Annotated in this window: 23 protein-coding genes; 1 reads left to right on the forward strand and 22 read right to left on the reverse strand. The window is 37.8% G+C overall.

Annotated elements, in window-relative coordinates; translation table 11 throughout:
* Positions 1–33: 33 nt before the first annotated feature.
* The 13 genes from LIT25_24695 to LIT25_24755 form a co-directional block, all read right to left on the reverse strand.
* Positions 34–933 carry an ROK family protein gene (locus LIT25_24695; protein ID USK33661.1) on the reverse strand — a complete coding sequence of 300 codons (900 nt, stop codon included), beginning with the start codon at positions 931–933 and terminating at the stop codon, positions 34–36.
* A 146-nt stretch (positions 934–1,079) separates the two neighbouring features.
* The gene (locus LIT25_24700) at positions 1,080–3,197 is read right to left on the reverse strand and encodes a DUF5054 domain-containing protein (GenBank protein USK33662.1); all 2,118 of its coding nucleotides are present in this window, start codon (positions 3,195–3,197) and stop codon (positions 1,080–1,082) included.
* A gap of 7 nt (positions 3,198–3,204) precedes the next feature.
* The gene (locus tag LIT25_24705; GenBank protein USK33663.1) at positions 3,205–3,969 is read right to left on the reverse strand and encodes a sugar phosphate isomerase/epimerase; all 765 of its coding nucleotides are present in this window, start codon (positions 3,967–3,969) and stop codon (positions 3,205–3,207) included.
* A gap of 19 nt (positions 3,970–3,988) precedes the next feature.
* On the reverse strand, positions 3,989–4,954 hold the full coding sequence (locus LIT25_24710) for an aldo/keto reductase (protein USK33664.1): 966 nt from the start codon (positions 4,952–4,954) through the stop codon (positions 3,989–3,991).
* Between the two features lie 13 nt (positions 4,955–4,967).
* Complete coding sequence (locus tag LIT25_24715) at positions 4,968–5,303, reverse strand: hypothetical protein (GenBank protein ID USK33665.1); 336 nt, start codon at positions 5,301–5,303, stop codon at positions 4,968–4,970.
* Positions 5,258–5,722 (reverse strand): hypothetical protein, encoded by a 465-nt coding sequence (locus LIT25_24720; GenBank protein USK33666.1) that lies wholly within the window; start codon positions 5,720–5,722, stop codon positions 5,258–5,260. Before LIT25_24720 ends, LIT25_24715 begins: the two co-directional genes overlap by 46 nt.
* 14 nt (positions 5,723–5,736) lie before the next feature.
* Entirely contained in the window at positions 5,737–6,984 is a 1,248-nt protein-coding gene (locus LIT25_24725) for a CehA/McbA family metallohydrolase (protein USK33667.1), read from the reverse strand.
* Positions 6,981–7,835, reverse strand: coding sequence for a carbohydrate ABC transporter permease (locus LIT25_24730; GenBank protein USK33668.1), 855 nt, complete (start codon positions 7,833–7,835; stop codon positions 6,981–6,983). The genes LIT25_24725 and LIT25_24730 overlap by 4 nt, the downstream gene beginning before the upstream one ends.
* A gap of 5 nt (positions 7,836–7,840) precedes the next feature.
* Positions 7,841–8,761 carry a sugar ABC transporter permease gene (locus LIT25_24735; GenBank protein USK33669.1) on the reverse strand — a complete coding sequence of 307 codons (921 nt, stop codon included), beginning with the start codon at positions 8,759–8,761 and terminating at the stop codon, positions 7,841–7,843.
* Between the two features lie 74 nt (positions 8,762–8,835).
* Positions 8,836–10,152, reverse strand: a complete 1,317-nt coding sequence (locus LIT25_24740) for an extracellular solute-binding protein (protein ID USK33670.1) — start codon at positions 10,150–10,152, stop codon at positions 8,836–8,838.
* Positions 10,153–10,256: 104 nt separating this feature from the next.
* Positions 10,257–11,282: a LacI family transcriptional regulator gene (locus LIT25_24745; protein USK33671.1), complete on the reverse strand. Its 1,026-nt coding sequence runs from the start codon at positions 11,280–11,282 to the stop codon at positions 10,257–10,259.
* A gap of 263 nt (positions 11,283–11,545) precedes the next feature.
* Positions 11,546–12,496, reverse strand: coding sequence for a mannose-6-phosphate isomerase, class I (gene manA, locus LIT25_24750; protein USK33672.1), 951 nt, complete (start codon positions 12,494–12,496; stop codon positions 11,546–11,548).
* A gap of 329 nt (positions 12,497–12,825) precedes the next feature.
* Positions 12,826–13,083, reverse strand: coding sequence for a hypothetical protein (locus LIT25_24755; GenBank protein USK33673.1), 258 nt, complete (start codon positions 13,081–13,083; stop codon positions 12,826–12,828).
* 69 nt (positions 13,084–13,152) lie between these two features.
* Between LIT25_24755 and LIT25_24760 the strand changes: the two genes are divergently transcribed.
* On the forward strand, positions 13,153–13,419 hold the full coding sequence (locus LIT25_24760; protein USK33674.1) for a substrate-binding domain-containing protein: 267 nt from the start codon (positions 13,153–13,155) through the stop codon (positions 13,417–13,419).
* A gap of 50 nt (positions 13,420–13,469) precedes the next feature.
* Here the strand turns inward: LIT25_24760 and galE are convergent, their stop codons facing one another.
* The 9 genes from galE to LIT25_24805 all read right to left on the reverse strand — a co-directional run bounded on the left by galE (position 13,470) and on the right by LIT25_24805 (position 23,040).
* On the reverse strand, positions 13,470–14,498 hold the full coding sequence (gene galE, locus LIT25_24765) for a UDP-glucose 4-epimerase GalE (protein ID USK33675.1): 1,029 nt from the start codon (positions 14,496–14,498) through the stop codon (positions 13,470–13,472).
* A gap of 155 nt (positions 14,499–14,653) precedes the next feature.
* On the reverse strand, positions 14,654–15,628 hold the full coding sequence (locus tag LIT25_24770; protein USK33676.1) for an SDR family oxidoreductase: 975 nt from the start codon (positions 15,626–15,628) through the stop codon (positions 14,654–14,656).
* Positions 15,629–15,678: 50 nt separating this feature from the next.
* On the reverse strand, positions 15,679–16,959 hold the full coding sequence (locus tag LIT25_24775; protein ID USK33677.1) for a nucleotide sugar dehydrogenase: 1,281 nt from the start codon (positions 16,957–16,959) through the stop codon (positions 15,679–15,681).
* Positions 16,960–17,005: 46 nt separating this feature from the next.
* Positions 17,006–18,118, reverse strand: coding sequence for a glycosyltransferase family 4 protein (locus tag LIT25_24780; protein ID USK33678.1), 1,113 nt, complete (start codon positions 18,116–18,118; stop codon positions 17,006–17,008).
* Positions 18,115–18,615 carry an acyltransferase gene (locus LIT25_24785; protein USK33679.1) on the reverse strand — a complete coding sequence of 167 codons (501 nt, stop codon included), beginning with the start codon at positions 18,613–18,615 and terminating at the stop codon, positions 18,115–18,117. Before LIT25_24785 ends, LIT25_24780 begins: the two co-directional genes overlap by 4 nt.
* A gap of 32 nt (positions 18,616–18,647) precedes the next feature.
* A complete protein-coding gene (locus LIT25_24790) occupies positions 18,648–19,181 on the reverse strand; it encodes an acyltransferase (GenBank protein ID USK33680.1) in 534 nt (177 codons plus the stop codon).
* An 8-nt stretch (positions 19,182–19,189) separates the two neighbouring features.
* Entirely contained in the window at positions 19,190–20,692 is a 1,503-nt protein-coding gene (gene murJ, locus LIT25_24795; GenBank protein USK33681.1) for a murein biosynthesis integral membrane protein MurJ, read from the reverse strand.
* A 29-nt stretch (positions 20,693–20,721) separates the two neighbouring features.
* Positions 20,722–21,867: a glycosyltransferase family 4 protein gene (locus tag LIT25_24800; protein USK33682.1), complete on the reverse strand. Its 1,146-nt coding sequence runs from the start codon at positions 21,865–21,867 to the stop codon at positions 20,722–20,724.
* A 39-nt stretch (positions 21,868–21,906) separates the two neighbouring features.
* Positions 21,907–23,040 (reverse strand): glycosyltransferase, encoded by a 1,134-nt coding sequence (locus LIT25_24805; protein USK33683.1) that lies wholly within the window; start codon positions 23,038–23,040, stop codon positions 21,907–21,909.
* Positions 23,041–23,077 lie beyond the last annotated feature (37 nt).

Here is a 23,077-nt window from a genome sequence, read left to right on the forward strand (position 1 = left end):
TTTTATCTTTATTCTTTAAAAGAGTAAACCTAACTAATTCTGCATAAATTGCCTTGGAATCATTCCCGCCCCGACAACTCCAGCTTTCTGATCCAATAAAGCAAGCTTTAATTGCAGATGGGGTCTAAGACTAGGGTACAAAAGCGGAAGCACTTTCTCTTTTAATGGATCTAGCATCAAATCCTTTGATTTCATCACTCCGCCTCCAAGAACGATAACCTCCGGATTTAAAGTATGAACAATATTGGCAATCCCCATTGCCAAATAGCTCAGCGCTTCATCAATAATCTCAGCTGCCTCTTGATTGCCTTCTTGAGCAAACAGGAACACTTCTTTTGCACCGTGGCCCGGCCCAAATACAGACTCAGCTTTTCTCCCAATTGCCGTGCCGCTTGCAAGTGCCTCTAACGCTCCTTTGTTAAGGTTAGGAGCATCTATTGCATGTGGATCTACTATCATATTTCCAATTTCACCGCAGTTTCCCTGAGCACCTGGTATTAGCTTGCCGTCATATACGTATCCCCCGCCAATGCCTGTAGAAACGGTAATATAAAATACGCTTTCAGCTTCTTTGCCAGCACCGATCAGTGCTTCTGCAAGTGCAGCTGCATTGGCATCGTTTTCAAGATACACCGGCAAATGCATGGCCGACTCAATCATTTTTGTTAACTCAATATTTTTCCAGCTAGAAAGATTAGGAGGTTCTATAATGATTCCCCTTTTTGCATCCAGTGGTCCTGGCGCACCAATACCTACTGATCGTATAGCATGTTTTTCCTGCAATGATTGAATCATTGCAATGATCTTTTCAATAGCCGGAAGCGGCCCATTCCCCGCTTCTGTAGGGCATCCAAGCTCTTCTAAAATAATCCCATTATCATCAATCACTGCCACCCGAATGTTTGTACCGCCTAAATCGACTCCGATGTTCATTTTCCCCCACCATCCCATAAACTTGTATAAGATTAATCATATTGTCTATGCTTCTCGTGCACAACAGGAAAATTGAAATTATTTTTTAAAATAAAAAACCTCTGGTGAGGATCTAGCTCACCAAGGTTTATTATTTAAACGATCTATTAAAAATCATATGAATGAAGTTTCAATGAAAATCTGAATTTGGCATCTTCTTCGTACCACATTGGAAAATTCGTTCCCCATACATTGTTGTATAAATTAAAATGAAAGCCGTTCTCTAAATTCGGAGGTTTATTATCCAGCTGTAATAATCGTTTCTCTCCTGGAGACACAAGAGGGACATCCTTTGTTTCAATGACAGCCCATCCGTCGGCGCCATGGTAAGTTACTTCCGACTGAATGCCATGAAGGTTGCGGTTGCCGTTTTTTACAACCTCATACGGAGAAATCAGGGTGCCCATTTTATCCATTTTCCAAAGAGACGGATTATCTACCTGCAGACTAAATGAGAACCATATCGCTTCAGGAAGACGGTTTGCATCTTTTCCATACCAATTCATTTCAATATCAATTATTGGCTCATGCTTTAAAAATGTATAGATAATCTCAACTTCTCTTGGAGCACCGTACAGCTCTGCAGCCTGAACTGGCAAACGAAGGTTTACATAGACTCGATCTAAGCTCTGATCTTTATGCTTTGTCAGGGAAATTAATTCAGGACGATAGAGAGTATGTACAGGAATGGGCTCTACCAGCTCCATGCCCGGCTTCCCTTGATCTGCTTCTGACCAGCGGTAGGTTTGATAAAGATTTTCTACATACTGCTTAAACCACGTCTGATAGTTTTCTGCTCCGAAGGATTCATAGGAAAATACCCCAAGCCGATGATCATGATTTGCCCACTCTTTACCTGATCGATCAAGTAATCGGGAGATGGAGCCATCATCCGAGAATGATACTTGGAACTCACCAAGTGAATAAACAGCGCCTGTTCTTATTTCCTCTAAAAAATTCTCATCATTTTTAACAGGCACTAATGCCTCAAGTGCTGTCTTCACTTCCTGCTGTTTGTCAGAAGAAAGCGCGCAAACAGCCTTTTGAAGAAACCCCCTCTGCTCCTTCCATGAGCTTTCAAATAAGCTGTAGCTTCTATTTTCCCATGTGGTTGAAAAAAGCTGCTTGGACATATTATCAAATTCATGCATCGCAAATGAACCAATATAGCCGTATTTATCAGGAACTGCATCTTTTGAAATCAAGTCGCGCTCTCTAGCCGACTTAAAATCTTGTTTTGCATAATGTTTATAGTCATTTAAATACTTTTTTTCATCAAGGCCCCATGTATGCTCAGGAATTAACAATAACCAATCCGAGAACTCCTTGAATTCTTCGCTGTCTTCTTCAAGTCTGCCTTGTGTGATCCATGTATTTCGAAGCCTGATCAGCTCACGGTATTCCGCAACTTTTTTGGGATCGGTGCCGGCTCCATGAACCCATGTATCGCCTATCTCTTCATGTACAACTGGAAGTGTATGCTTGATCGTGAGAAGCTTTTCTGCAAAGGCATCCATAGTAGACGCTTTAATACTGGCATTCGGGAAGCGTTCTCTTAATCTAGTAAACTCTTGTTTGATATCCTCTATTGATGGCGGTCCGCAATTGTCGCCGGTGTGGGCAAATACCATCACCTCATTCAATCCATCAATCCTTAAGACATCCCCATAATTGTCTGCATAATTAACAATGACGTCAGAGCCATCATCCGCTTTCCATACAAACAGGTTAGGGACGGAAGGGACCTTTGAGGCCGGGTTTACTCCAAAATGCAAATACTTGATTCCACTTTCAGCGAGCAGTGGAATCATAGCCTTTGTATGTCCCGGGACATCTGTCATTTTTCCGGCAATCGTCTTTTCCCCATACTTCTTATCAAGATTCTTCGAGATCGTTAATGCGTATTTAAACAGATTTTTGTCCATCAATTCCGTATGTGTCGTGAAAGGAAGGCCGTGCCAGGCGATATAACCTCTTGAGATTGCATCATCCATGACCTTTTTTTCATCAGCATTTGCCCGTTTTAGGTATTCATGAATGAGCCATGAGCCCGTAGTCCATACAAACCCGGCACTGCCTTTCTCCTTCTCAAGCTCCCGGCTTAATTCAATGGCCTTCGGAATATAGGACTGAATATATTGATTCGTGACATTTTCAGCTAAATCTGTAAAGCCGATATCAAGATGTGTTTTAAATACGACATGAACAACTTCAATCTCTTTCAAATGAATGTCACCCCTTGTTTGTCTGCCATTTGGCTGTCAGTTTGATCAGATATGAAAGGCTCTGCTCCAGGCTATCCAATGGGCTCCCTTCACAAATATCCTGTTCAACCGCATACCACTCCGCACCATTTTGTTCTCCCCACATTAGAATTGGTTCAAAATCGATGCATCCTGCCCCTATCTCTGCAAAATTTTCTTTTCCGTCACTTGTCATATCCTTCAGATGCAGAATCGGCATTTGATTTGGAAAGCGGCGAATATAACTTAATGGATCAAGTCCTGCTTTTTTCACCCAATACGTATCAATTTCCGGAAAAATTTCTGGTGGAGCCAGAAGATAATTCAGAGCATATTCCCCATCGATCTCAGTTTGGAACTCGAAATCGTGATGATGATAGCCGATTCGAAACCCCTGCGGCACTGCTTTTTTTGATACGGCGAGCAAGTCTTTTCGGACGTTTTTGTATCCTTCTTCATTTTTTAAATGGTCGTCTAAATAAGGCAAAATGATTTCTGCTGTTTGAAACAGTCCCGCTTCCTGTAACACTTCATCCAGTTCATGCTTCAGCCTGTCTAAGCTGACATGCATGCCGGCCGTTTTTAGGCCTGTTTCATTAAGAACCCCGGCAATCTCCTCAGGTGAATACCCATACAGGCCATCAATTTGAACAGCATCCCAGCCCATTTTTTTTAACAGCCTTAAAGTGCCTGGAAAATCATTCTGAATTTCATTTCGCAGCGTATATAATTGGGCAGCGAATTTATGCTTCATATACTAGTCGCTCCTCTCCTTAAACACTTGCTTCTCGTTCCATCAAATTGAGCCAGTTCATTTCCTCAGCCGTCAGCTTGATGGCGGACCCTGCAACAGATGAAATCAATTCTTCTGTATTTTCCGGTCCTATAATGGCTGCCGTTTGGTATGGCTGATTCAACACATAAGCGAGTGCGATTTGAATAGCCGTGACACCCTTGTCTTCAGCAAGCTTCTTAGCCCGTTCATACCTTTTCCAATTATCCTCGGTGTAATAGACCCGAACCATTTCTTCATGATCTTTTTTATAAGGAGCAAATCTTCCGCTGAAGAAACCGCCCGCTTGAGATGACCATGAGAGCAGCGGCATCTGCGAACCTTTGTGCCAATTCTCCATGTGCTCATCCACTGAAATGCACCCAGGCCATCTTGGTTCCCTGCATTTTGCCAGGCTCAGGTTCGGACTATTAAACGTAAACCCTATTAATCCATGCGCCGCAGCATATTCATTCGCTTCCTGTATGCGCTGATGCGACCAGTTCGAAGCCCCAATCGCGTGAATTTGTCCTGCATCAAGATGCTGATTTAACACATCCATAATCACGCCAACCTCTACACTTTCATCATCACGATGAAGGGCATAGAAATCAATATAGTCTGTATTCAATCGCTCTAAGCTTTCTGAGATATCTTTAGAGATAGCTGCCGGATTCACACGGGGACCTGGTTCACCATCATCATGGTGAGCCCCTTTTGTTAAAATATGAATCTCACTGCGATTCTTCCGCAAATGCAGCCATTCCCCAAAAATAACCTCGCTGTCTATGTACTGATGAGCCATATCAAACATATTTCCGCCTATTCTGAAGTACTCATCCAGCATATCGAATGCCTGCTGCCTGCTGTCATATTGATAGAAATGAGCCGTCCCCATTATTAACCTTGAGCATGCTTTCTCAACATATTTTTGATCGATCATTCCTTTTAAACTGTGAAATTCCATTTAAAGGCCTCCCTTATGAATGATGAATCATTCTTTCTCTTATCATGACGTCAGGAAGATTCGTGTCCATCGCGTCAATTTTCCATTCCTGAAGCGTTTTCCATACACGGATATCGTCGCTCATGCTTCCATGCACATAATAGCCAGCCTGATGAAGCTCTTCTATTAAACTTGGAGATAATTGATTTATCGGCACATTTAATACTTGTGCCTGAAGTTCTTTCAGATAACGGACAGGATCTGCTAATCGCGAGGAGCAGATAACATTTGTGAGGATGCGCTTGCTGTGCCTCCTCGCTTCAGCTAAGGATGCATGGTTAAAGGACATGAGCTGGATTTGGTCTTCCATTTGATAGCTCCGGTTAAATCTGTGACTCTTTTAGCTAATGGTTCTTTCAGGTGCTCCATCTGCTTCAGTTCGATGCTGAGCACGATTTTCCCCTTCGCCCATGCTAAAACTTCCTCGAGTGCCAGGATCTCTTCATCAGCAAACTCCTCTGAAAACCACGCACCTGCATCTAATTTTTTCAAGTCAGATAAAGTGTGTTCGCTCACAAATCCCGTTCCATTGGTTGTCCTCTCAAGTGAGAAATCATGAAAGACAACAGCATGCCCGTCACTGGTCAGCTGGACATCCAGCTCGAGCATATCAGCCTGCAGCTCCTGCGCTTTTTTAAAAGACGACATCGTATTCTCCGGACAATACGCAGATGCACCGCGATGCGCGCCAATTAGAGCTCTGTTCTTGCCTTTAAAAATTCTATCCATCTTTCCACCGCTTCTTATGAAAAATAAATCGGATTGCTGATGACAATCGGAGTGTCCGTTTCCACATCCCATAATTCAGCACGCACATAAACGCTGTTCCCTGGAATCTCAACAGTTCTAGACAATGTTCCTGGGGGTTTATGGCTTTTAAAAACGTTTCCTTGATCCGTAATGATTTTCAAAAGACCGCCAATACTTTCCGGAATATCAATTTTTATAAATGTCCTGTCATGATTCCTTTTAAAAGTACCGCCCATCAATATCTCATCCGCCTGCATTTGAATCCAAGGGGAATTTGGACGGCCTGCTATACACACTTGGCCAGCTGTTAAAGCTTCTAATAGCTTTCTTGGTGTATGCATATCCGAATAAATCCATGTCGTTGGCGTTCCATATTTAATGGTTTCATGAAGGCGATGGGTATCGCTTCCGCCAATCGCCACGATTTTCTTCCCTTGCTGCAATTGCAGATCCCACCATGTTAAAGTCGCTTGATTTTGTTTGCTCCAGGGGCCATTCCAAATCTCCACTATTTTCACATCGAAATGCTCCAGGCCCCAATCCCATGAGCAAAACGAACAGTGCGGATGGTTGATGGAAATAACGGCGCCGTTTGCCATCCCTTCATCCAGCTTCTCTTGAACATCTTCCTTCGTTTTACAGCGAAAATCGGCAAAGGGCTTGTGCACGCCGTAAAAGTTGCAATGCCCGCGGTTTGTCGTCAGTTCAACAGCTGGAATAACAGCCAAATCTTCAACCTGCGGATAGTGGTAGTTTTGACTGAACGTATTATGATCGGTTAAAGCCAGAAAATCTAAATCAGCCTGCCTGACATTTTCAACCACCTCTGCAAGAGTAAAGGCACCATCACTGTGATTGGAATGCAGATGCAGATCCCCTTTGAACCATCTCTTTTTGCTCATCATAAGAGTGACTAGAACATTGATCTCACACGACCCAGGAACACGATAAGCATTCAAGATGACCCCCCACTCGCCGGCAGGAAGCTCACCTAACATGTAGCCTGGCGTGGCACGGTCTTCACGGACAAAAATGTCCTTGCGGGCACCGCCGCTCCACCCTTTAAATCCATTGGGATCCTCCAAACCCAAATCAATCATATTTTCATCAGCATGACTGAAAGACAGCTCTACCTTTATTTCTTCAATATCGTCTGGGACAGAGAAAGGCAGGGTGATGTATTCCCCTTGCTGCGAATGATGGATCACCTTAGACAGGGTGACTTTGTGAACTCGGCTCACGATTCTTTTCCTCCCGAACCCAGTCCTCCCAGTCCTTGCTCAAATAGAGGCTGAAGGATAAAGTACAAGATAATCATCGGCAAAGCAGCAGTGGTTGCACCCGTCATGATTAACGGCCAATCGATGTTATATTGACCCTGGAATGCTTTAAGAGCAATCTGTATCGTATACATTTCCTGCGACCTCGCAATCGTCAACGGCCATAAATATTCGTTCCAGTGACTCAGAAAACTGAAAATCGCCACTAAAGCAATCGCCGGTTTATTTAGAGGCATAATCACTTTCCAGTAAATTTGAAATTTAGAGCAGCCGTCAATGGTCGCCTGCTCATCCAATTCCTTTGGAATGGCAAGGAAATTTTGCCGCATCAGGAAAATGGCAAAGCCTGTGACTGCAAAGGGAAGAATGAGTCCTGCATAGGAATCAAGCCATCCATCAGGTCCAGCGAACGGTACATTTTTCATCATGAAAAAGAGCGGAACAACCATTAAGCCAGAAGGAATCATCATTGTCGCAAGCACTAATAGGAAAAGCTTATCTCTTCCCGGAAAGGTCAGTCTTGCAAAGGCAAAAGCCGCCAATGACGCCAATAATACGTTAATAATTGTAGCTAAAGCTGATACAACAAAACTGTTTAAGAAAGCTCTCGGCAAATTCGTTTCCTGCCAGATTCTCAGGAAATTTTCCCAATGAAATTCTGTTGGCAAAATTTTGGGCGGCCAAACCATGACATCACCCTGAGACTTCACGGCCGTCATCAGCATCCAAATATATGGACCTAAAAACACGAATAAGACAAACGTCAGCAAAAAATACAGGATGAAGTTTTTCAGAATTTTTGACTTTTTCATCGTATTTAGTCCTTTCCGGAAGATAGCTTTAATTGAAGCCAAGTCACTGCAAGCAAGAATGGGAATAGGACAAGTGACAGTGCAGCTCCATAGCCAACATAGTTAAATTCAAACGACTGCTGCCAAATATGTTTAATGACAACCATCGTGCTGTCCATTGGTCCGCCATTTGTCAAAATATCCACAACCGCTACGACCTGGAACGATCCAATGACAGACATAACCATGGTGTAAACTAATATATGGGTGATCGATGGCAGTGTAATATGTATAAACTGCTTCCAGGAATTAGCTCCATCAATCCTCGCTGCTTCATATAAAGATTGAGGTACTGCCTGAAGGGCTGCCAAGAAAATCGGGATATTATAAGCTGTGCCTCTCCATGCTCCAATCAGAATCAGAATGATCATCGCTGTAGTCGGCTGCAAAAGCCATGCCGGCGGTGTTTCGACTCCTGCTATCTTCAATAAATAGTTAAGGATGCCCAGGTTGTTATCAAAAATCCACAAAAAGATCATGGCTGTAATAACCTCAGAGGTGATCGTCGGCAGAAAATAAAACACTTTAAAAAATCGTAAGCCTCTAAGCTTTCTATTTAAAAGCACAGCAACAGCAATCGCGCCGCCCAGCCCTAAAAACATGGAGCCGGCTGTATAAACAATTGTATTTCCGAGACTCTTAATGAAAAGCTTGTCTTGAAGCATTTGTGAAAAGTTCTTCAAGCCAGTAAACACAGCGGGATTCGGCAGGCTATAATCATGAAAGCTCAGCCAAATTAAATAGAGAATAGGCGCTATGGAGAAAATAAATAAGAAACTAAGTGCAGGTAAAACAAAAAGATAAGACCCGATATAATCTTTCAACTTATGAAACTCTTTTTTGGTTTTGATTTCAGTATTTATTTGAGAAGCCATTTCTGTTTTCATTATGATCACTCCCTTTAAAGGAAAAGGGCATGCCTTCACATACCCTTTCAAAATCAACCATTCGATTCCAATGTCTATTTAGCTGAATTCACAGCTTTTTCGGCAATTCCCTGTGCTTCGTCCAGTGCTTTTTGCGGATCAGCTCCGTCAAACACAGCACGCAGAGCTTTACCCCATGCATCATTTGCTTCTGGGTACGCTTCCAATTTATACGGTACAGCATCTTGTAAGGTCTCTACATATGGCTCCAATAATGGATCGCTGTACATTTCATCTTCATATAAGTGTGTTTTCACTGGATGACGGCCTTGCTCTTTTGCTAAACGAATTCCGTATTTGTCCGAAACAAACCATTTCATCAGCTCAAAGGAAGCGACTTTGTTTTTAGATCCTTTTGGAACAAACAAGCTGCCCCCTCCCAATACAGAACCATTTCCATCACCAGGAAGCGGAGCTGTTGCAAGATCTTTATAGGAATCAGGAAACTCATTTTTGATTCTTGCGATATCCCAAGGTCCAGAAATGAAGGAAACAGCTCTTCCTGTTCCAAACATCGCTACAGGATGATCGGTTTGTCTTTCTTGCGGCGGAGGAACAGGAGATGATTTATCAACTGTTGCTAAGCCTGTATATTTCGCCATCGTTTCAACAATCTTTGGATCATTCAGATTTGCTGTCACCTTGTCCCCATCAAACTTCAGCGTGTTCGTTCCTGCTGCAATGACATTTCCAAAGAAACTCCATCCGCTCGCACTCGTCACGATTCCATATCTGGATCCATCTTTCTTCGTCAGCTTCTTTGATACAGCCACTAGCTCATCAAGCGTTTTAGGCGCTTCTTTGATGCCATTCTCTTCAAAAACCTTCTTGTTATACAAGTAGATTGTAGTATTTATATCAATCGGCATTCCGTATTTAACACCTTCCCAGGTCGTATCCTCAATACCGCCTGGAACAAACTTATCCTCTTCGCCCCACTCTTCCCACAGATCATCAACCGGTTCAGCAAGACCCTGTGCACCCATTGCAAAGGCATGGGCATGAGCCATATCAGGAACCGCTCCACTGGAAACCGCAAGCTTCACTTTATTGCTCATATCTCCCCATTCAATCCCAACCGTTTTAATTGAAATGTTCGGATAGACTTCCTTAAATTCCTTGATCGCATCTTGAATTGGAGCAGTATTGGCATAGTCAGCTGCAAGCCAAATTTCCAAATCTGTTTTGCCTAATTCTCCAACCTTTTCATTAAACTCCGGCAAGCCTTCTGCCGCTAAATCACGATCCGGCGCCTTTACAGGTTCCGTTTTCCCGCCCGAGCTGCCCGTGCTCGATTGACAGCCTGATAAAACAAGAAAAACAGCAAGTACTAAAAATAGCCATTTCTTCATCATAATCCCCCTGTTAATCGTTGTTAATTAAATGTAAACCCTTACAATTAAGTATGTAGAATCTTGATAGATTCCAGGGTTCCCCTCCTTTCATGCTTCATCCATTACGCTTCTTGATGATTCATATCTTGACAAGAATCGCGAATAACCAGCTTTGCAGGAATCGTTCTGATTCTTGGTACAAGCTGTTTGTTCAGCATATTAATCAGAACCTCAGCCGCTTCCTCCCCCAACTTCTCAGGAAACAGCTCGACACTCGTTAAGTTAGGAGTCGTCTCTAGAGCCAGGGTTTCATTATTGCTCAAAGCAATCAGGGAAAGATCTCCCGGAATATCCACTTCCATTTCCCTTGCGGCTCTCATCACCCCAAGTGCAACACGATCCGAATCCGCAATGACCGCTGTATATTTCTTCTCTTTTACCTTTTCTAAAAAAGAGACATACCCATATTCAGATGCGTTTGAAAAGGTCGATTGATCATAATAAACAACATTCCCCTCGTCAAACGGCATATTGTAATTATCATAGGCACGCAGCAGCCCAGCTTTTCTGTCCTCTGCTACCGTCATATGATAGGAGGCATTTAAAAACAAAATTTCGCGATGGCCATTGCCGATTAAATACTCCCCGACCTCTTTCGCCATTTCAATATTGTTATTATCAACACATTTGATATCCATGTCCGTTCTGTCTGGCCGCCCGATCAGGACAAACGGCATGCTGGAATCCCTGTATTGCGCAATACGAGGATCATCTTCACGGGGATTTAATAGAATCACTCCGTCAACAGGATCCCTTGAAAAGTTCGACTGGTCATCTCCTTCATAGATGCGGTCCAAAAGAACCCGGTATCCGCTTTCCGAAGACTTTTTCACAACCCCATTAATCACTTTCGTTTCAAAGCTGCTTAACTCATAATCTTTGACAGTCGGCATCTTAAGACCAATAATCATCGTCTTCTTAATAGCCAGACTTCTTGCCATATGATTAGGAACATAATTCAATTCCTTTGCAACCTGAATCACACGCTTTGTCACATCCTCACTTATCGGACGCTTCTTGCTGAATACATTTGAAACCGTACTTTTAGATACTCCAGCCTGCTTTGCTACATCGCCTATTGTGACCATTAAGATCTCCTCTTCCACATTTCGTCGAACCGGTTTCATTGACAGTAAAAAAATAATGAAATATTAAAGAAGTATTTCACGGACTATTGAAGATACTATTAAAATATATTTCTATTTATGTAGAATATGCCTTTTGATGTATCGAACCGGTTTCATTAATCTGACTTCATTATAGTAAATAGTTTTAATTCAGTCAATATTCAGATTAATAAAATTACAGAATACTAAAACAAGGATTCCTGCATCGGAACCCTTGTCATTTTTCATATATGAGAAACGATTAAATCACATTTACCGCTAATCGAAAAAACTCCAGTCTCTGAAGGCAAAATAAAATGGGTTCCTTTTGGAATCGGATATCTTTTACCATCATGAATAAGCTCGCCATCTCCTTCAATCACACTGCAAAGAAGAAAAGGCTGATCCTGCGTAAATGACGCTTGTCCATTTACTTCCCACTTGCCGACAGTAAAATACTGCTCTTCTACAAAAGTCGTAATGGCTACATCTTTCATCTTTGCTACAGCTGGATGATTCTGACCATCAACATGCGGCACTGTACTCACATCAATCGCTTTCTCAAGATGCAGTTCCCGCTTGTTCCCTTCGTCATCCGTACGGTCATAATCATACACACGATAAGTCGTATCAGAGCTCTGCTGCGTTTCAAGCACAAGTGTACCCTCACATAAAGCGTGAATCGTTCCGCTTGGCACGTAGAAAAAATCACCAGGCTTAATTTTGACACGGCGCAGGAGTGAATTCCATTCCCCGCTGTTCACCATTTGAATCAGCTCTTCTTTAGAAGCAGCGTTATGTCCGTAAATCATGTCTGCCCCTTCTTTGCAGTCAATGATGTACCAGCACTCTGTTTTCCCAAGCTCGCCATTTTCGTGTTCATTCGCATACTCATCATTCGGGTGTACTTGAACAGAAAGATCATTGTTGGCGTCAAGAATCTTTGTTAGCAGCGGAAATGTGTTTCCTTCCTCTCCGCCAAACAATTCGCGATTTTCATCCCATAATTGACCTAACGTTTTTCCGGCATATTCCCCATCAGAAACAACACTCTGTCCGTTTGGATGGGCAGAGATGGCCCAGCATTCGCCTGTGGTTTCAGTTGGGATATCGTAGTTAAATTTTTCTCTTAATGAAGTTCCTCCCCAGATGCGATCTTGGAAGAGAGGGGTTAAAAAAATGGGCGTTTGACTCAAATGTATACACATCCTCATTTGTTTAAATCGTTAATTTTAAGAAGAATATGAATCTATTATAGCGTTTGCATTATTAGAAATGAAAGCCCCTGGATATCAGTAAACCGTTTGATAACGGATAGTTATCAAGAAATGCTAATACAATCATCACAACGTTGGATTCAGGATGATCTGTTTCTTGAGACTTTGCTGCCGGCTAGGTTAACAAAAAGAGAATCAATTGCTTATGTTCCAACAAAAAAGGTAATGGACCAATTATAAATGGTCCATTACCTTCTTTACATACGAATACGCGCAACTCCCTGAGAACAGCCTAATAGACTTTCTCTTTAATCATATTCACGAACAGTAGCTTTAATAGCCTTAACTGTCTCTTCATAAGTCTTTCTTCGTTCTTCATCTTCTAAGAAGTGCAAATTAATCCTATCTATTAAATACAATGCACTCATATCAAGTCCTGTTGAAATATAGCTGTTGCACAGCGGATGGATTGTCCATAACACCTCATCAGAAAGCTTTGTTAAAGGCGTTTCACTATAGGCAGTAAAACTGACGAGTCCAACTCCGCGCTCTTTCGCCTTTTTCACAGAAGTTAATAAGTCTTTTGACTGTCCAGATCGTGAGAAGGCAGGATCTCAAGCTTCAGCTCCAACCACATGCCAATGCCTGTTTCTGCTCAAGGATGGCCTTGGCTTCATCACCAGGTCCACCTTGCAGCGCAAGGGTACACCGTGCCAACTGACGTCGGCATTGGCAGCTTTGACAACGGTCATTTATCACAGATTACTAACCCGAAGATTAAGATGATGGATATTGATTTATACTTATTTGGGAAGAAAGCTTTTGAGCAGCTGTTTTGGAGGATGGATAATAAAGAAGAACCTTTTAAGATGTCGTTGTTGCTTTTTTGTGAGGTGGTTTAGTGGTATAAACTAAAAAAGTAATGAACTTAAATAAGTTCACTACTTTTTTATTATTTAGATAATAACACTTTAGAGTACCCTTCTGGATTGTTAGATTGCCATCTCCAAGAATCTAAACACATTTCTTCAATATTTTTTTCAGCTTTCCATCCAAGTTCTTCTTCAGCTTTTGTTGGATCGGCAAAACATTCTCCAATGTCTCCAGAACGCCTAGAACCTATTGTATATGGTATTTTTGTTCCAGTTACTTTTTCAAATGCTTTAATAATTTGAAGGACACTATAACCATTTCCAGTACCTAGATTGTAGACGTTAAATCCACTTAATTCAAAAACTTTATCTAAAGCTTTTATATGTCCTTTAGCAAGATCCGTCACATGAATATAATCCCTTACGCCAGTTCCATCAACCGTATTATAATTGTCTCCAAAAATATTAAGATCTTTTAATTTGCCACTAGCAACTTGAGTTATATATGGCATTAAGTTGTTGGGTACTCCTTTTGGATCTTCACCGATAAGGCCACTTGCATGGGCCCCTATTGGATTAAAATAACGTAAAACTGCAATACTCCACCTATTCTCTGAGATGTAAATATCACTTAGTATCTCTTCAATCATTTGTTTGGTTCTACCATAAGGATTTGTAGGGTTTAACATACTATTTTCTGAGATAGGGACATACTCTGGTAAACCGTAAACGGTAGCAGATGAGCTAAATACAATTTTAAAAACCTCATGTTTTCTCATTGTCTCAAGTAGAATTAAAGTACCCGTTATATTGTTTTGATAATATTTAAAAGGATTTTTTACTGATTCTCCTACAGCTTTTAAACCTGCAAAGTGAATAACTCCTTGTATATCGTTTTCTTTAAATACTTGTTCTAACCTATCTATTTGTAATAGGTCAACATTATAAATTTTTAATTTTTTTTCAGTTATAATGTTTATTCTATTTAGTGATTCGGGATTACTATTAGAAAAATTATCCACTACTATAATTTCGTATCCAGAATTAATTAGTTCTACACAAGTATGACTTCCAATAAAACCGGCTCCGCCTGTAACCAAAATTGCCATTAAACAGCACCCCTTTATATAGCGCTAAGAGAAGTATAAAAATATCAAAATTGCGACAGTAAATATAGAGCTTGAAAAAACATTATGATAATTATATAAGGAAAGTGAGCGACTTTAGATAGCTGTTAACTTCTTAAAGTTTCAAAGCTTAGTTTTTATAAGTTACTAATATACCAATCCATGGTCAATCTTAAGCCTTTATCAACATCAATCTGTGGAAGATAATCCAAATACTTTGTCGCTTTAGAGATATCAGCTAGAGAATGTGGAATATCCCCTACTCTTGTAGGACCGTAATTTGGAGCAATTTCTTTCCCTAACAATTCAGTAATGTAAGAATACAATTCATTTAAACTAATGTTTTTACCATAAGCTATATTAAATGCTTCTCCACTTGCTTCTTTACCTGCAATACAAGCCTTTAGATTAGCTTGAATTACATTATCTATATATGTAAAATCGCGAGTTTGATTTCCATTACCATTAATTGTTGGAGCTTGATTATCCAAAAGCATTTTAACAAATACTGGGATTACAGCAGCGTATGTAGAATGTGGATTCTGTCTCCGGCCAAAGACATTAAAGTATCTTAAACCAACTGTCTCTAGACCATATAAATCAAAGAAGTTCTTAGCATATATTTCATTAACTTTTTTTGTAATAGCATAAGGAGAAAGAGGATTTCCCTCTTGCCCCTCATACTTTGGTAGTGAAAAGTTATCCCCATAAACAGAAGATGAGGAGGCATAAACAAACTTTTTTACATCATTTTCAACAGCTGCTTGCATTAAATTTAGTGTTCCATGTACGTTAATTGTGTCATATGTCAATGGCATTTTAACAGATCTTGGAACCGATCCCCATGCAGCTTGATGTAAAACATAGTCTACCCCTTTTGTTGCTTCCTTACATGTCTTTAAATCAGTTATGCTTCCTTCAATCATTTCAAAGTCGTATAATTCTTTTAAATTATTTATATTAGATCTTAATCCATTGGAATAATCGTCAAGCACCTTAACTTCATAACCTAGATGTGATACAGCCTCTATTAAGTTCGATCCAATAAAGCCTGCTCCACCAGTAATAAGGAACTTACTGCCTTTTGGTATATTAATGTTTTCTAACATCATCTACTTCCCCTTTCTTACTTTCAAATATTCAACTTAGGCTTTGTATTAACTTATAGTCTCCATAATGTTAATTCTTCTGGACATGTTTCTTTATCTAAACAACTTTTTATGTCAACTACAATTCCCTTACCATGTTTTAATAATTGGTTAAATTGTTCCCAACCATTGTTAATATATTTTTGATGAGGGACAGCTAATATCACAGCATCAGCAGGCTTTAGATATTCAAAGTCAATGAGATCTACTCCATATTCTTCTTTTGAATCATTCTTGTCTGCTAATATATCTGAAACTTGAACTTCTACACCAAAATCCTCCAACTCACGGATGACATCTATAACTTTGGAATTTCGAAGATCTGGTACATTTTCTTTAAAAGTTAGTCCTAAAACAGTTACCTTTGCACCCTGAATAGGTAAATTTTTACGAATCATCTCTTTAATTAAAGACTGAGCAATATACTTACCCATATCATCATTTATACGTCTACCTGCCAAGATAACCTGTGAGTGATAGCCCACAGATTCCGCTTTATATGTAAGATAGTAAGGATCAACTCCTATGCAATGTCCTCCTACCAAACCAGGACTAAACTTCAAGAAATTCCACTTAGTTCCAGCTGCTTCTAATACTTCTTTAGTATCTATTTTTAAGTGATCAAAAATTAATGCTAATTCATTCATTAAAGCGATATTTAAATCTCTCTGAGTATTCTCTATTACTTTCGCTGCCTCAGCAACTTTGATAGTACTAGCCCTATATACACCTGCTTCAACTACACTTTCATAAACATTTGCTACTATATCTAAAACTGATTCATTCTGACCTGATACGACCTTTGTTATCTTCGTAAATGTATGTTCTTTATCACCTGGATTAATACGTTCAGGTGAATACCCAACAAAAAAGTCAATGCCATACTTTAAACCTGAAAATTTTTCTAGTACAGGAACACAGATTTCTTCTGTAGCCCCTGGATACACAGTCGATTCATAGACAACAATTGTACCTTTATTAATATGTTTTGCTACCGTTTCAGAGGCTTTTACTAATGGTGTTAAGTCAGGTTGTTTGCTCTTGGTAATTGGTGTTGGAACAGCTACAATGATGAAATCACAATTTGCTAAAGACTCTGGATCTGATGTGAAATTAATCTTTGCTTCGTTCAATTCATTATCTGTAACTTCATTAGTAGAATCGTGACCTGACTTTAACGATTGTATTCTATGTTCATTTATATCAAATCCAGTAATGGTATGGTTTTTTCCAAAAGCTACTGCAAGAGGCAGACCCACATATCCTAAACCCACAACTCCAATATTACGATTCATAATAGTTCCCCCATTTGTTTTTAAGTACCTATGGTGTATTCTTAAATTAATTTGATATCTGTTGATACAATTTAATATATTTGTTTGATATCTTGTCCAAATCATAGTCTTTTTCAATAAATTTATAGGCTGCTTCTCCTATACTACTAACGTCATATTGAGATGACATAATTCCTTCTATTAAATTCTGTAGTTGCTCAATATTCTCTCTTTCAAATAAAAAACCATTTTCACCATGTTTTATTAAATCTGGGTTCCCTCCAACTTTACTAGCTATAATAGTCAATTTGGAAGCCATAGCTTCCAACAAAGCATTTGATATTCCTTCATATCTTGAAGGGAGAAGAAAAACATCTGCATTAGCTAAGTAATCTCTTACATTATCAACCTTCCCCATGTACTCAACGGATTCATCAGTTTGGAATCTAGATATGTCTATAGAGCCTTCCCCCAGTATAATCAACTGACTATTTTGTTTTAGCTGTTTATTGATTCTACTCCAAGCTTCCATTAAAATATCAATACCTTTAACTTTTTCTAACCTTCCTACATATAAAAAAGTTTTCTTTGACTTTAAATGAAATTCATTCTGATTTTTATTTTGATATAGTAATTTATCAATCCCATTAGGAAGAAATACTATTTTTTTAGAGGGTGTATTTACATAATTCAAATCATCTTCGATAGCCCTGCTTATTGCTATAAATCTAGAAATGTGTTTTTGCATAAACTTCACTTTCAATTTACCAATAATATTATCTAGATACATTCTTTTAATTTCACACCCAAGTTGATTCCCTCCGCCTGCTATCTTTGCAATAGAAGGAATACCCGTTACAAAACTAGTTAAAGCAGCAGTTAATCCTGGTGCACTTAGTGCATGTGCGTGAACAACATCTATATCTTTTTTATATTTCCACATATACATTAAGACTTTAATTAAATAAATAATCGGTGCAAATTTCGAGTTAGAAGATACTTTTAGTCTTACAACGTTTAACCCATCAATTTTCTCTTCCGGTTTTAAACCTTTATGCCATCTAGTTAATACCGTTACATTGTTACCTTTACTCACCAAATCAGCGCCTAATCTTTGAGCTTGTTTTTCAGCGCCGCCCAACAATGGGTGAAAACTCGAAATTAGCATTACTATTTTCATAAATTACTATCCTTCCAAAAATATTGAATTAAATATTCTTTTTTTGAAGTCACATTATTAGGAAATGGAGTAGCATTTTGTTGGCATCTATTAATATATTCTTCTATAGTCATTATTACCTTTGCAGGATTGCCAACTGCCACGCTATTAGGAGGGATGTCTTTTGTAACAATAGATCCTGCACCTACAACAGAATTAGCACCAATTTTCACATTAGGCATAATAATAGTTTCTAACCCTATGAAACAATTATTACCTATCTCTATTTTTCCGTATTTTTTTATATGTTTGTATTCTTTTTCCTCTCTAAATACCCACGTACCACCATCATGGTTTATAAATTTCACTCCACTTGTTATAGTGCACCTATCTCCAATTTTAATAAGATAAGGCTCACTACCAAAGGAAGAACTAAGGATTCTACAATTTTCTCCAATTTGAAGTCCTTGTTTAATAGCTCTCTTTAACTTAAAAGCATGTAATAAATTAAAAACCATAACTACCATCTCCACTAAATATTGTATATAATTTAATCACCATAAATACTTAACAACTTCTCCTTCTTTTCTATATAAGCCATGCCTTTTGTCATTATCCCTTCTTTTAAGCACTTTTGAGTATAGGTCTCCAAGTCAGATATTTTTCTAGCTGGGACACCAGCAACTACTGAATTTGGTTCAACATCTTTTGTTACTACTGAACCTGCACCTACAACAGAATTAGCACCAATTCTAACATTTGGTAAGATAATAGAGTTTATTCCTATAAAACAATTATCTTCTATAATAATTTCACCAAAAACATCTATCTTTGGATATTTGTCTCTTATTACCCAGACACCTCCATCATGTGTGACAAACTGCACATTCGCTCCCACAGTAACATGATCACCAATTTTTACCAAATAAGGTTCTGAACCAAAGTTAAATGTTTCTATTCTACAATTTTCTCCGACTTCAACCCCCATTTTTTTCAAACGGCTCATTCTGTCTTTGTAAACAAAATTCGCATATTTTCGTCGATCAATTTTTTTTAATATATGTGCATATATTTTTTTATACATAATTATTCTCACCTACCCCATGAAAATTTGATAAGGCCCAGAAATTTCCCTATTGTTATATAAATAATACTTATCACTAACGTTATAGTAGTTATTACTATGATTTGATTAGTTGAAAACTCTAATATTAATTGTTTTAGATAAAGAATAGAGATTATAACCAACATACTCACAATAGTCATTGAGATTATTAAATTAATTGTTTTTTTCTTTATTTTAAAGTTAATATTCTTTTTCAGAGAATAATAAAGTAACAAACAATTTATAGCGAAACTAATTGAAGTCGCCAAAGCTATACCAACATGTCCAAAGTAATAGCTTAGTAAAATATTTAAGACCAAATTAATTATCAAAGAGTTTATTGCTAAAATCATTGGAGTTTTTGTATCTTCTACGGCATATGAGACTTTCCCTAAAACTTCTTTTATTACCCAAAAAACTGAGCCACATGAATAAGCTATTAGAGCTGAAGATACCATTTCAATTCCAGTCATAGTAAATTCACCCCTATAAAATAACAAAGTAACTATTTCCTTACTCAAACAAATAAATATTACAGATACATATAATGTGAAGAAAGACATATAAATAAGCTGCTTCTCAATTAACCTAGTAAATGTTATCTTATCCTCTTTATATGAAACAGTGAGATTAGGAAAAAAGATGTTAGTTACTGTTAAAACTACAATAGTTAGAGGCAAGGTTTTTAATAAATTGGCATAGTGTAGTGCAGTAACGCTACCTGTAATTAAGTACGATGCAATAAATTTATCTAAAAATACAGAAACTTGAGTTACCAAACTTCCTACCATGACATATTTAGATAGATTGATAAAGTTTTTAATTATTGGAGATTTTATAATTTTTAAGGTGAATTTAAAGGTATATGAGGTTCTAATATTTAATGTATAATAACTAATAAAAACTTGAAAAAGAGAACCAATAATATACCCAAAAATTACAGATATCGGTCCGAATTGTTGGGAAAACGAAAAAAGAATTACAATAATAACCACATTGTTTACTATTCCAGCTGTTTCAAGAGTGCTGAAGATTCTAATTGCTTGTAAAAAACCAGTATTTATATAAAACACACCATATGTTAGTAATAATATAAGACTTAAGTGAAAGTATTCAGTAGTCATACTTATGGCCTCTTGATCAAAGCCCGGTGCAAAAATCACTGCAACTCTATTAGCATTTAGATAAAGAAATCCAGTTAATATTATAAGTATTATTAATATAAAACTTTTTAAAGAATTAAAATCTGTTACTGCTTTCTCCTGATTTATTCGATAACTTTGACTGAATATTGGAACAAATGTTGTCCTAATACTTGTTTGAAAGAACGAAAATAACAAGGTTACAATTGAAATCGCCATTAATAGAGCATCAGTTGTTATTCCAAATCCAAAGTAATTTGTAATCAAGATATCTCGATAGAAACCTAACCCTTTGCTAAACAAGGAAAGAATAATAACTACAAAAAATACATTTTTAAAGATTCTCAAATTTCCCACTTCTTTACATGAATTAAACGCTATTTTATTAGATATTTATTGTAGATACTCCTTAGTTGAAAAACTACATTTTCTATTGAATACTTTCTTATCTTTTCAAAACCATTTTTACCCATTAATCTTCTCATTTCTTCACTCTGTATTAGTACTTCAAAAGAATTTATTAGCTGCTGATAATTATCTAGGTCTACAACTAATCCGTTTTTATTATGAGTAACAAGATCTCTTAATCCTCTTGTGTTTGAAACAATTACTGGTTTAGAAGCGGCCATAGCTTCCATAATACACTTAGGTAAACCTTCTCTTTTAGATAACAATGTTACTATATCCGAATCTTGCAATACAGAAGGTATATCTTTGCGAAATCCCAAGAAATGGATATTATTCAATTTAGTCTCATGCACGTATTTTTTTAAATTATATTCATTCTCACCAGAGCCAACTATTAGCAACTGAATATCATCATATTTTCCACTTAAAATTTCCCATGCTTTTAAAAGAAAAAGATGATTTTTATTAACTGTAAGTTCTGCTACACAACTAACAATTAAATGATTTGGTGGAATATTTAGCTCTCTTCTAATCAATCCTTCGTCAGTCGATTCACTGTTAAAAGTATTTAAATCTACACCAACTCCATTAGTTAAAAAAATATTTTTCCCTGAGGTACGTCCCATTTTTTTACCAGCCTCGTAATCCTCTTTATTCATAACAATTAAACCATCAGTCCATTTATTAGCAATAAACTCAATAGGATAATATAGAAGCCAGTTAATAAACGGAGCACCTTTATAAAAATGGAATCCATGCGCTGTATAAAGTATATTACCTTGATTTTTTAGTCTTGCTAATAAGCGCGTTAAGAAAGATGCAATTGGAGTATGTGTATGTATAAGTTCATAGTAATTAGTCTTAAATAGTTTTAATAATTCTTTCGTTGCTTTAAAATTATTTAAATTAAATGGGTTTCTTGAAAAGGGTATATCCCAGCAAATTACACCTAGCTCCTCTATTTCTTGTTTTCTACCTTCGTTAGGATTGCAAGCAGCATGTACTTCATAACCTCTTTCTTGTAACATACTGATGTATGGCTTATGAAAATTTGCTAAATGCGTATACACAGTTGCTACAAATAATATTTTTTTGCTTGGATCATTATCTTTCATATTTCCACCTTTTTTCAGCGATAAATTCATGGGGAGTTGCTAAATTTGTTTTTTAATAAGCGTTAAATAAGCTTCTTCAAATTTTTGGGTAACTATATTCAACTCGAAATTTTTTATTATTCTCTCTCTAGCTTTATACCCTAATTCACCAAGGCTACTCTCAATTAATTGCAAACTCGCATTTGCTAATGCATTAGAATCTTTAGGTTGTACAACTAGCCCTGTATCCCCTACAATATATGCAGAATCACCTACATCCGTTACTACACATGGAACTTCACATGCCATAGCTTCGCCTATTACATTTGGAAACCCCTCACCGCTAGATGAAGAAATTAATAGATCAAGTCCTGGCATGATTTTCGAAATATCTTCTCGTCTTCCAAGCAAAAATGTCTTGTTTGATATGCCTGCATCTTCAATCCAGGAAACTAGTAACTCATTTTCTTTTGTAACACCATTTCCGCAGAGTATAAATTTCACATTATTTACTTTTTTAGATATTTTTTCAGCAGTCAAAATAAAGTTTTGATGGTCTTTAAGTGGATCCCATCTTCCAACCATTCCTATTAAGAAGTCATCTTGATTAACTTTTAAGAGATCTACTAATCTCGATTTGGCATGAATATCCGGCCTGAATTCATCAAGATTAAATCCATTTGGCAAAATAATCATTTTATTTTTGTCGTAACCAATTTCCTGATGACTTTCTACTGAGGCTTTTGAGCAACAAATGATACTATCCACATATTTTGAGAGTTTACTGCAAACTTTAGCGATTAGAATTGTACTCTTTTTATTCTCATCTAAATTTAAATTGCTATGCCTTATTCCCCAAACTATTTTTGAAACCTTCGCTATTTTCCCTGCAATAAACCCAATTAAATCTGAATGGTACATCCAAGTTTGTAATAAATCCGGTTTTTCTCTTCTTAATATCCTTATTAATTTAAACAAAAAAATTGGATTTGGTACTCCATTTTTCATCCCAAGAGAAATAACAGGTATGCCTAACTCATTTATTTTCTTACCAACGGGTCCAATATCAGTTAAAGATATCACCTTTAAATGGAAAATTGCATTATCTGTACTTGAAACCAACTTATACAGCATAGTTTCAGCACCGCCAATATCTAGCCCTGTGATCAAGTGAATTACTTTTATTTTTTTCATTTTTATCACCTCAACTAATCTCTGTTTAAAAAATTTA

The organism is Bacillus sp. F19 (genome assembly GCA_023823795.1).
Classification (GTDB): Bacteria; Bacillota; Bacilli; order Bacillales; family Bacillaceae; genus Bacillus_P.

What these genes read in the sequence shown, in the direction of transcription:
- LIT25_24695 (USK33661.1), bottom strand. Translation starts at nt 933, where the DNA reads ATGAACATCGGAGTCGATTTAGGCGGTACAAACATTCGGGTGGCAGTG.
- LIT25_24705 (USK33663.1), bottom strand. Translation starts at nt 3,969, where the DNA reads ATGAAGCATAAATTCGCTGCCCAATTATATACGCTGCGAAATGAAATT.
- LIT25_24710 (USK33664.1), bottom strand. Translation starts at nt 4,954, where the DNA reads ATGGAATTTCACAGTTTAAAAGGAATGATCGATCAAAAATATGTTGAG.
- LIT25_24715 (USK33665.1), bottom strand. Translation starts at nt 5,303, where the DNA reads ATGGAAGACCAAATCCAGCTCATGTCCTTTAACCATGCATCCTTAGCT.
- LIT25_24720 (USK33666.1), bottom strand. Translation starts at nt 5,722, where the DNA reads ATGGATAGAATTTTTAAAGGCAAGAACAGAGCTCTAATTGGCGCGCAT.
- LIT25_24730 (USK33668.1), bottom strand. Translation starts at nt 7,835, where the DNA reads ATGAAAAAGTCAAAAATTCTGAAAAACTTCATCCTGTATTTTTTGCTG.
- LIT25_24735 (USK33669.1), bottom strand. Translation starts at nt 8,761, where the DNA reads ATGAAAACAGAAATGGCTTCTCAAATAAATACTGAAATCAAAACCAAA.
- LIT25_24740 (USK33670.1), bottom strand. Translation starts at nt 10,152, where the DNA reads ATGAAGAAATGGCTATTTTTAGTACTTGCTGTTTTTCTTGTTTTATCA.
- LIT25_24745 (USK33671.1), bottom strand. Translation starts at nt 11,282, where the DNA reads ATGGTCACAATAGGCGATGTAGCAAAGCAGGCTGGAGTATCTAAAAGT.
- LIT25_24760 (USK33674.1), top strand. Translation starts at nt 13,153, where the DNA reads ATGCCAATGCCTGTTTCTGCTCAAGGATGGCCTTGGCTTCATCACCAG.
- galE (USK33675.1), bottom strand. Translation starts at nt 14,498, where the DNA reads ATGGCAATTTTGGTTACAGGCGGAGCCGGTTTTATTGGAAGTCATACT.
- LIT25_24770 (USK33676.1), bottom strand. Translation starts at nt 15,628, where the DNA reads ATGATGTTAGAAAACATTAATATACCAAAAGGCAGTAAGTTCCTTATT.
- LIT25_24775 (USK33677.1), bottom strand. Translation starts at nt 16,959, where the DNA reads ATGAATCGTAATATTGGAGTTGTGGGTTTAGGATATGTGGGTCTGCCT.
- LIT25_24780 (USK33678.1), bottom strand. Translation starts at nt 18,118, where the DNA reads ATGAAAATAGTAATGCTAATTTCGAGTTTTCACCCATTGTTGGGCGGC.
- LIT25_24785 (USK33679.1), bottom strand. Translation starts at nt 18,615, where the DNA reads ATGGTTTTTAATTTATTACATGCTTTTAAGTTAAAGAGAGCTATTAAA.
- LIT25_24790 (USK33680.1), bottom strand. Translation starts at nt 19,181, where the DNA reads ATGTATAAAAAAATATATGCACATATATTAAAAAAAATTGATCGACGA.
- LIT25_24800 (USK33682.1), bottom strand. Translation starts at nt 21,867, where the DNA reads ATGAAAGATAATGATCCAAGCAAAAAAATATTATTTGTAGCAACTGTG.
- LIT25_24805 (USK33683.1), bottom strand. Translation starts at nt 23,040, where the DNA reads ATGAAAAAAATAAAAGTAATTCACTTGATCACAGGGCTAGATATTGGC.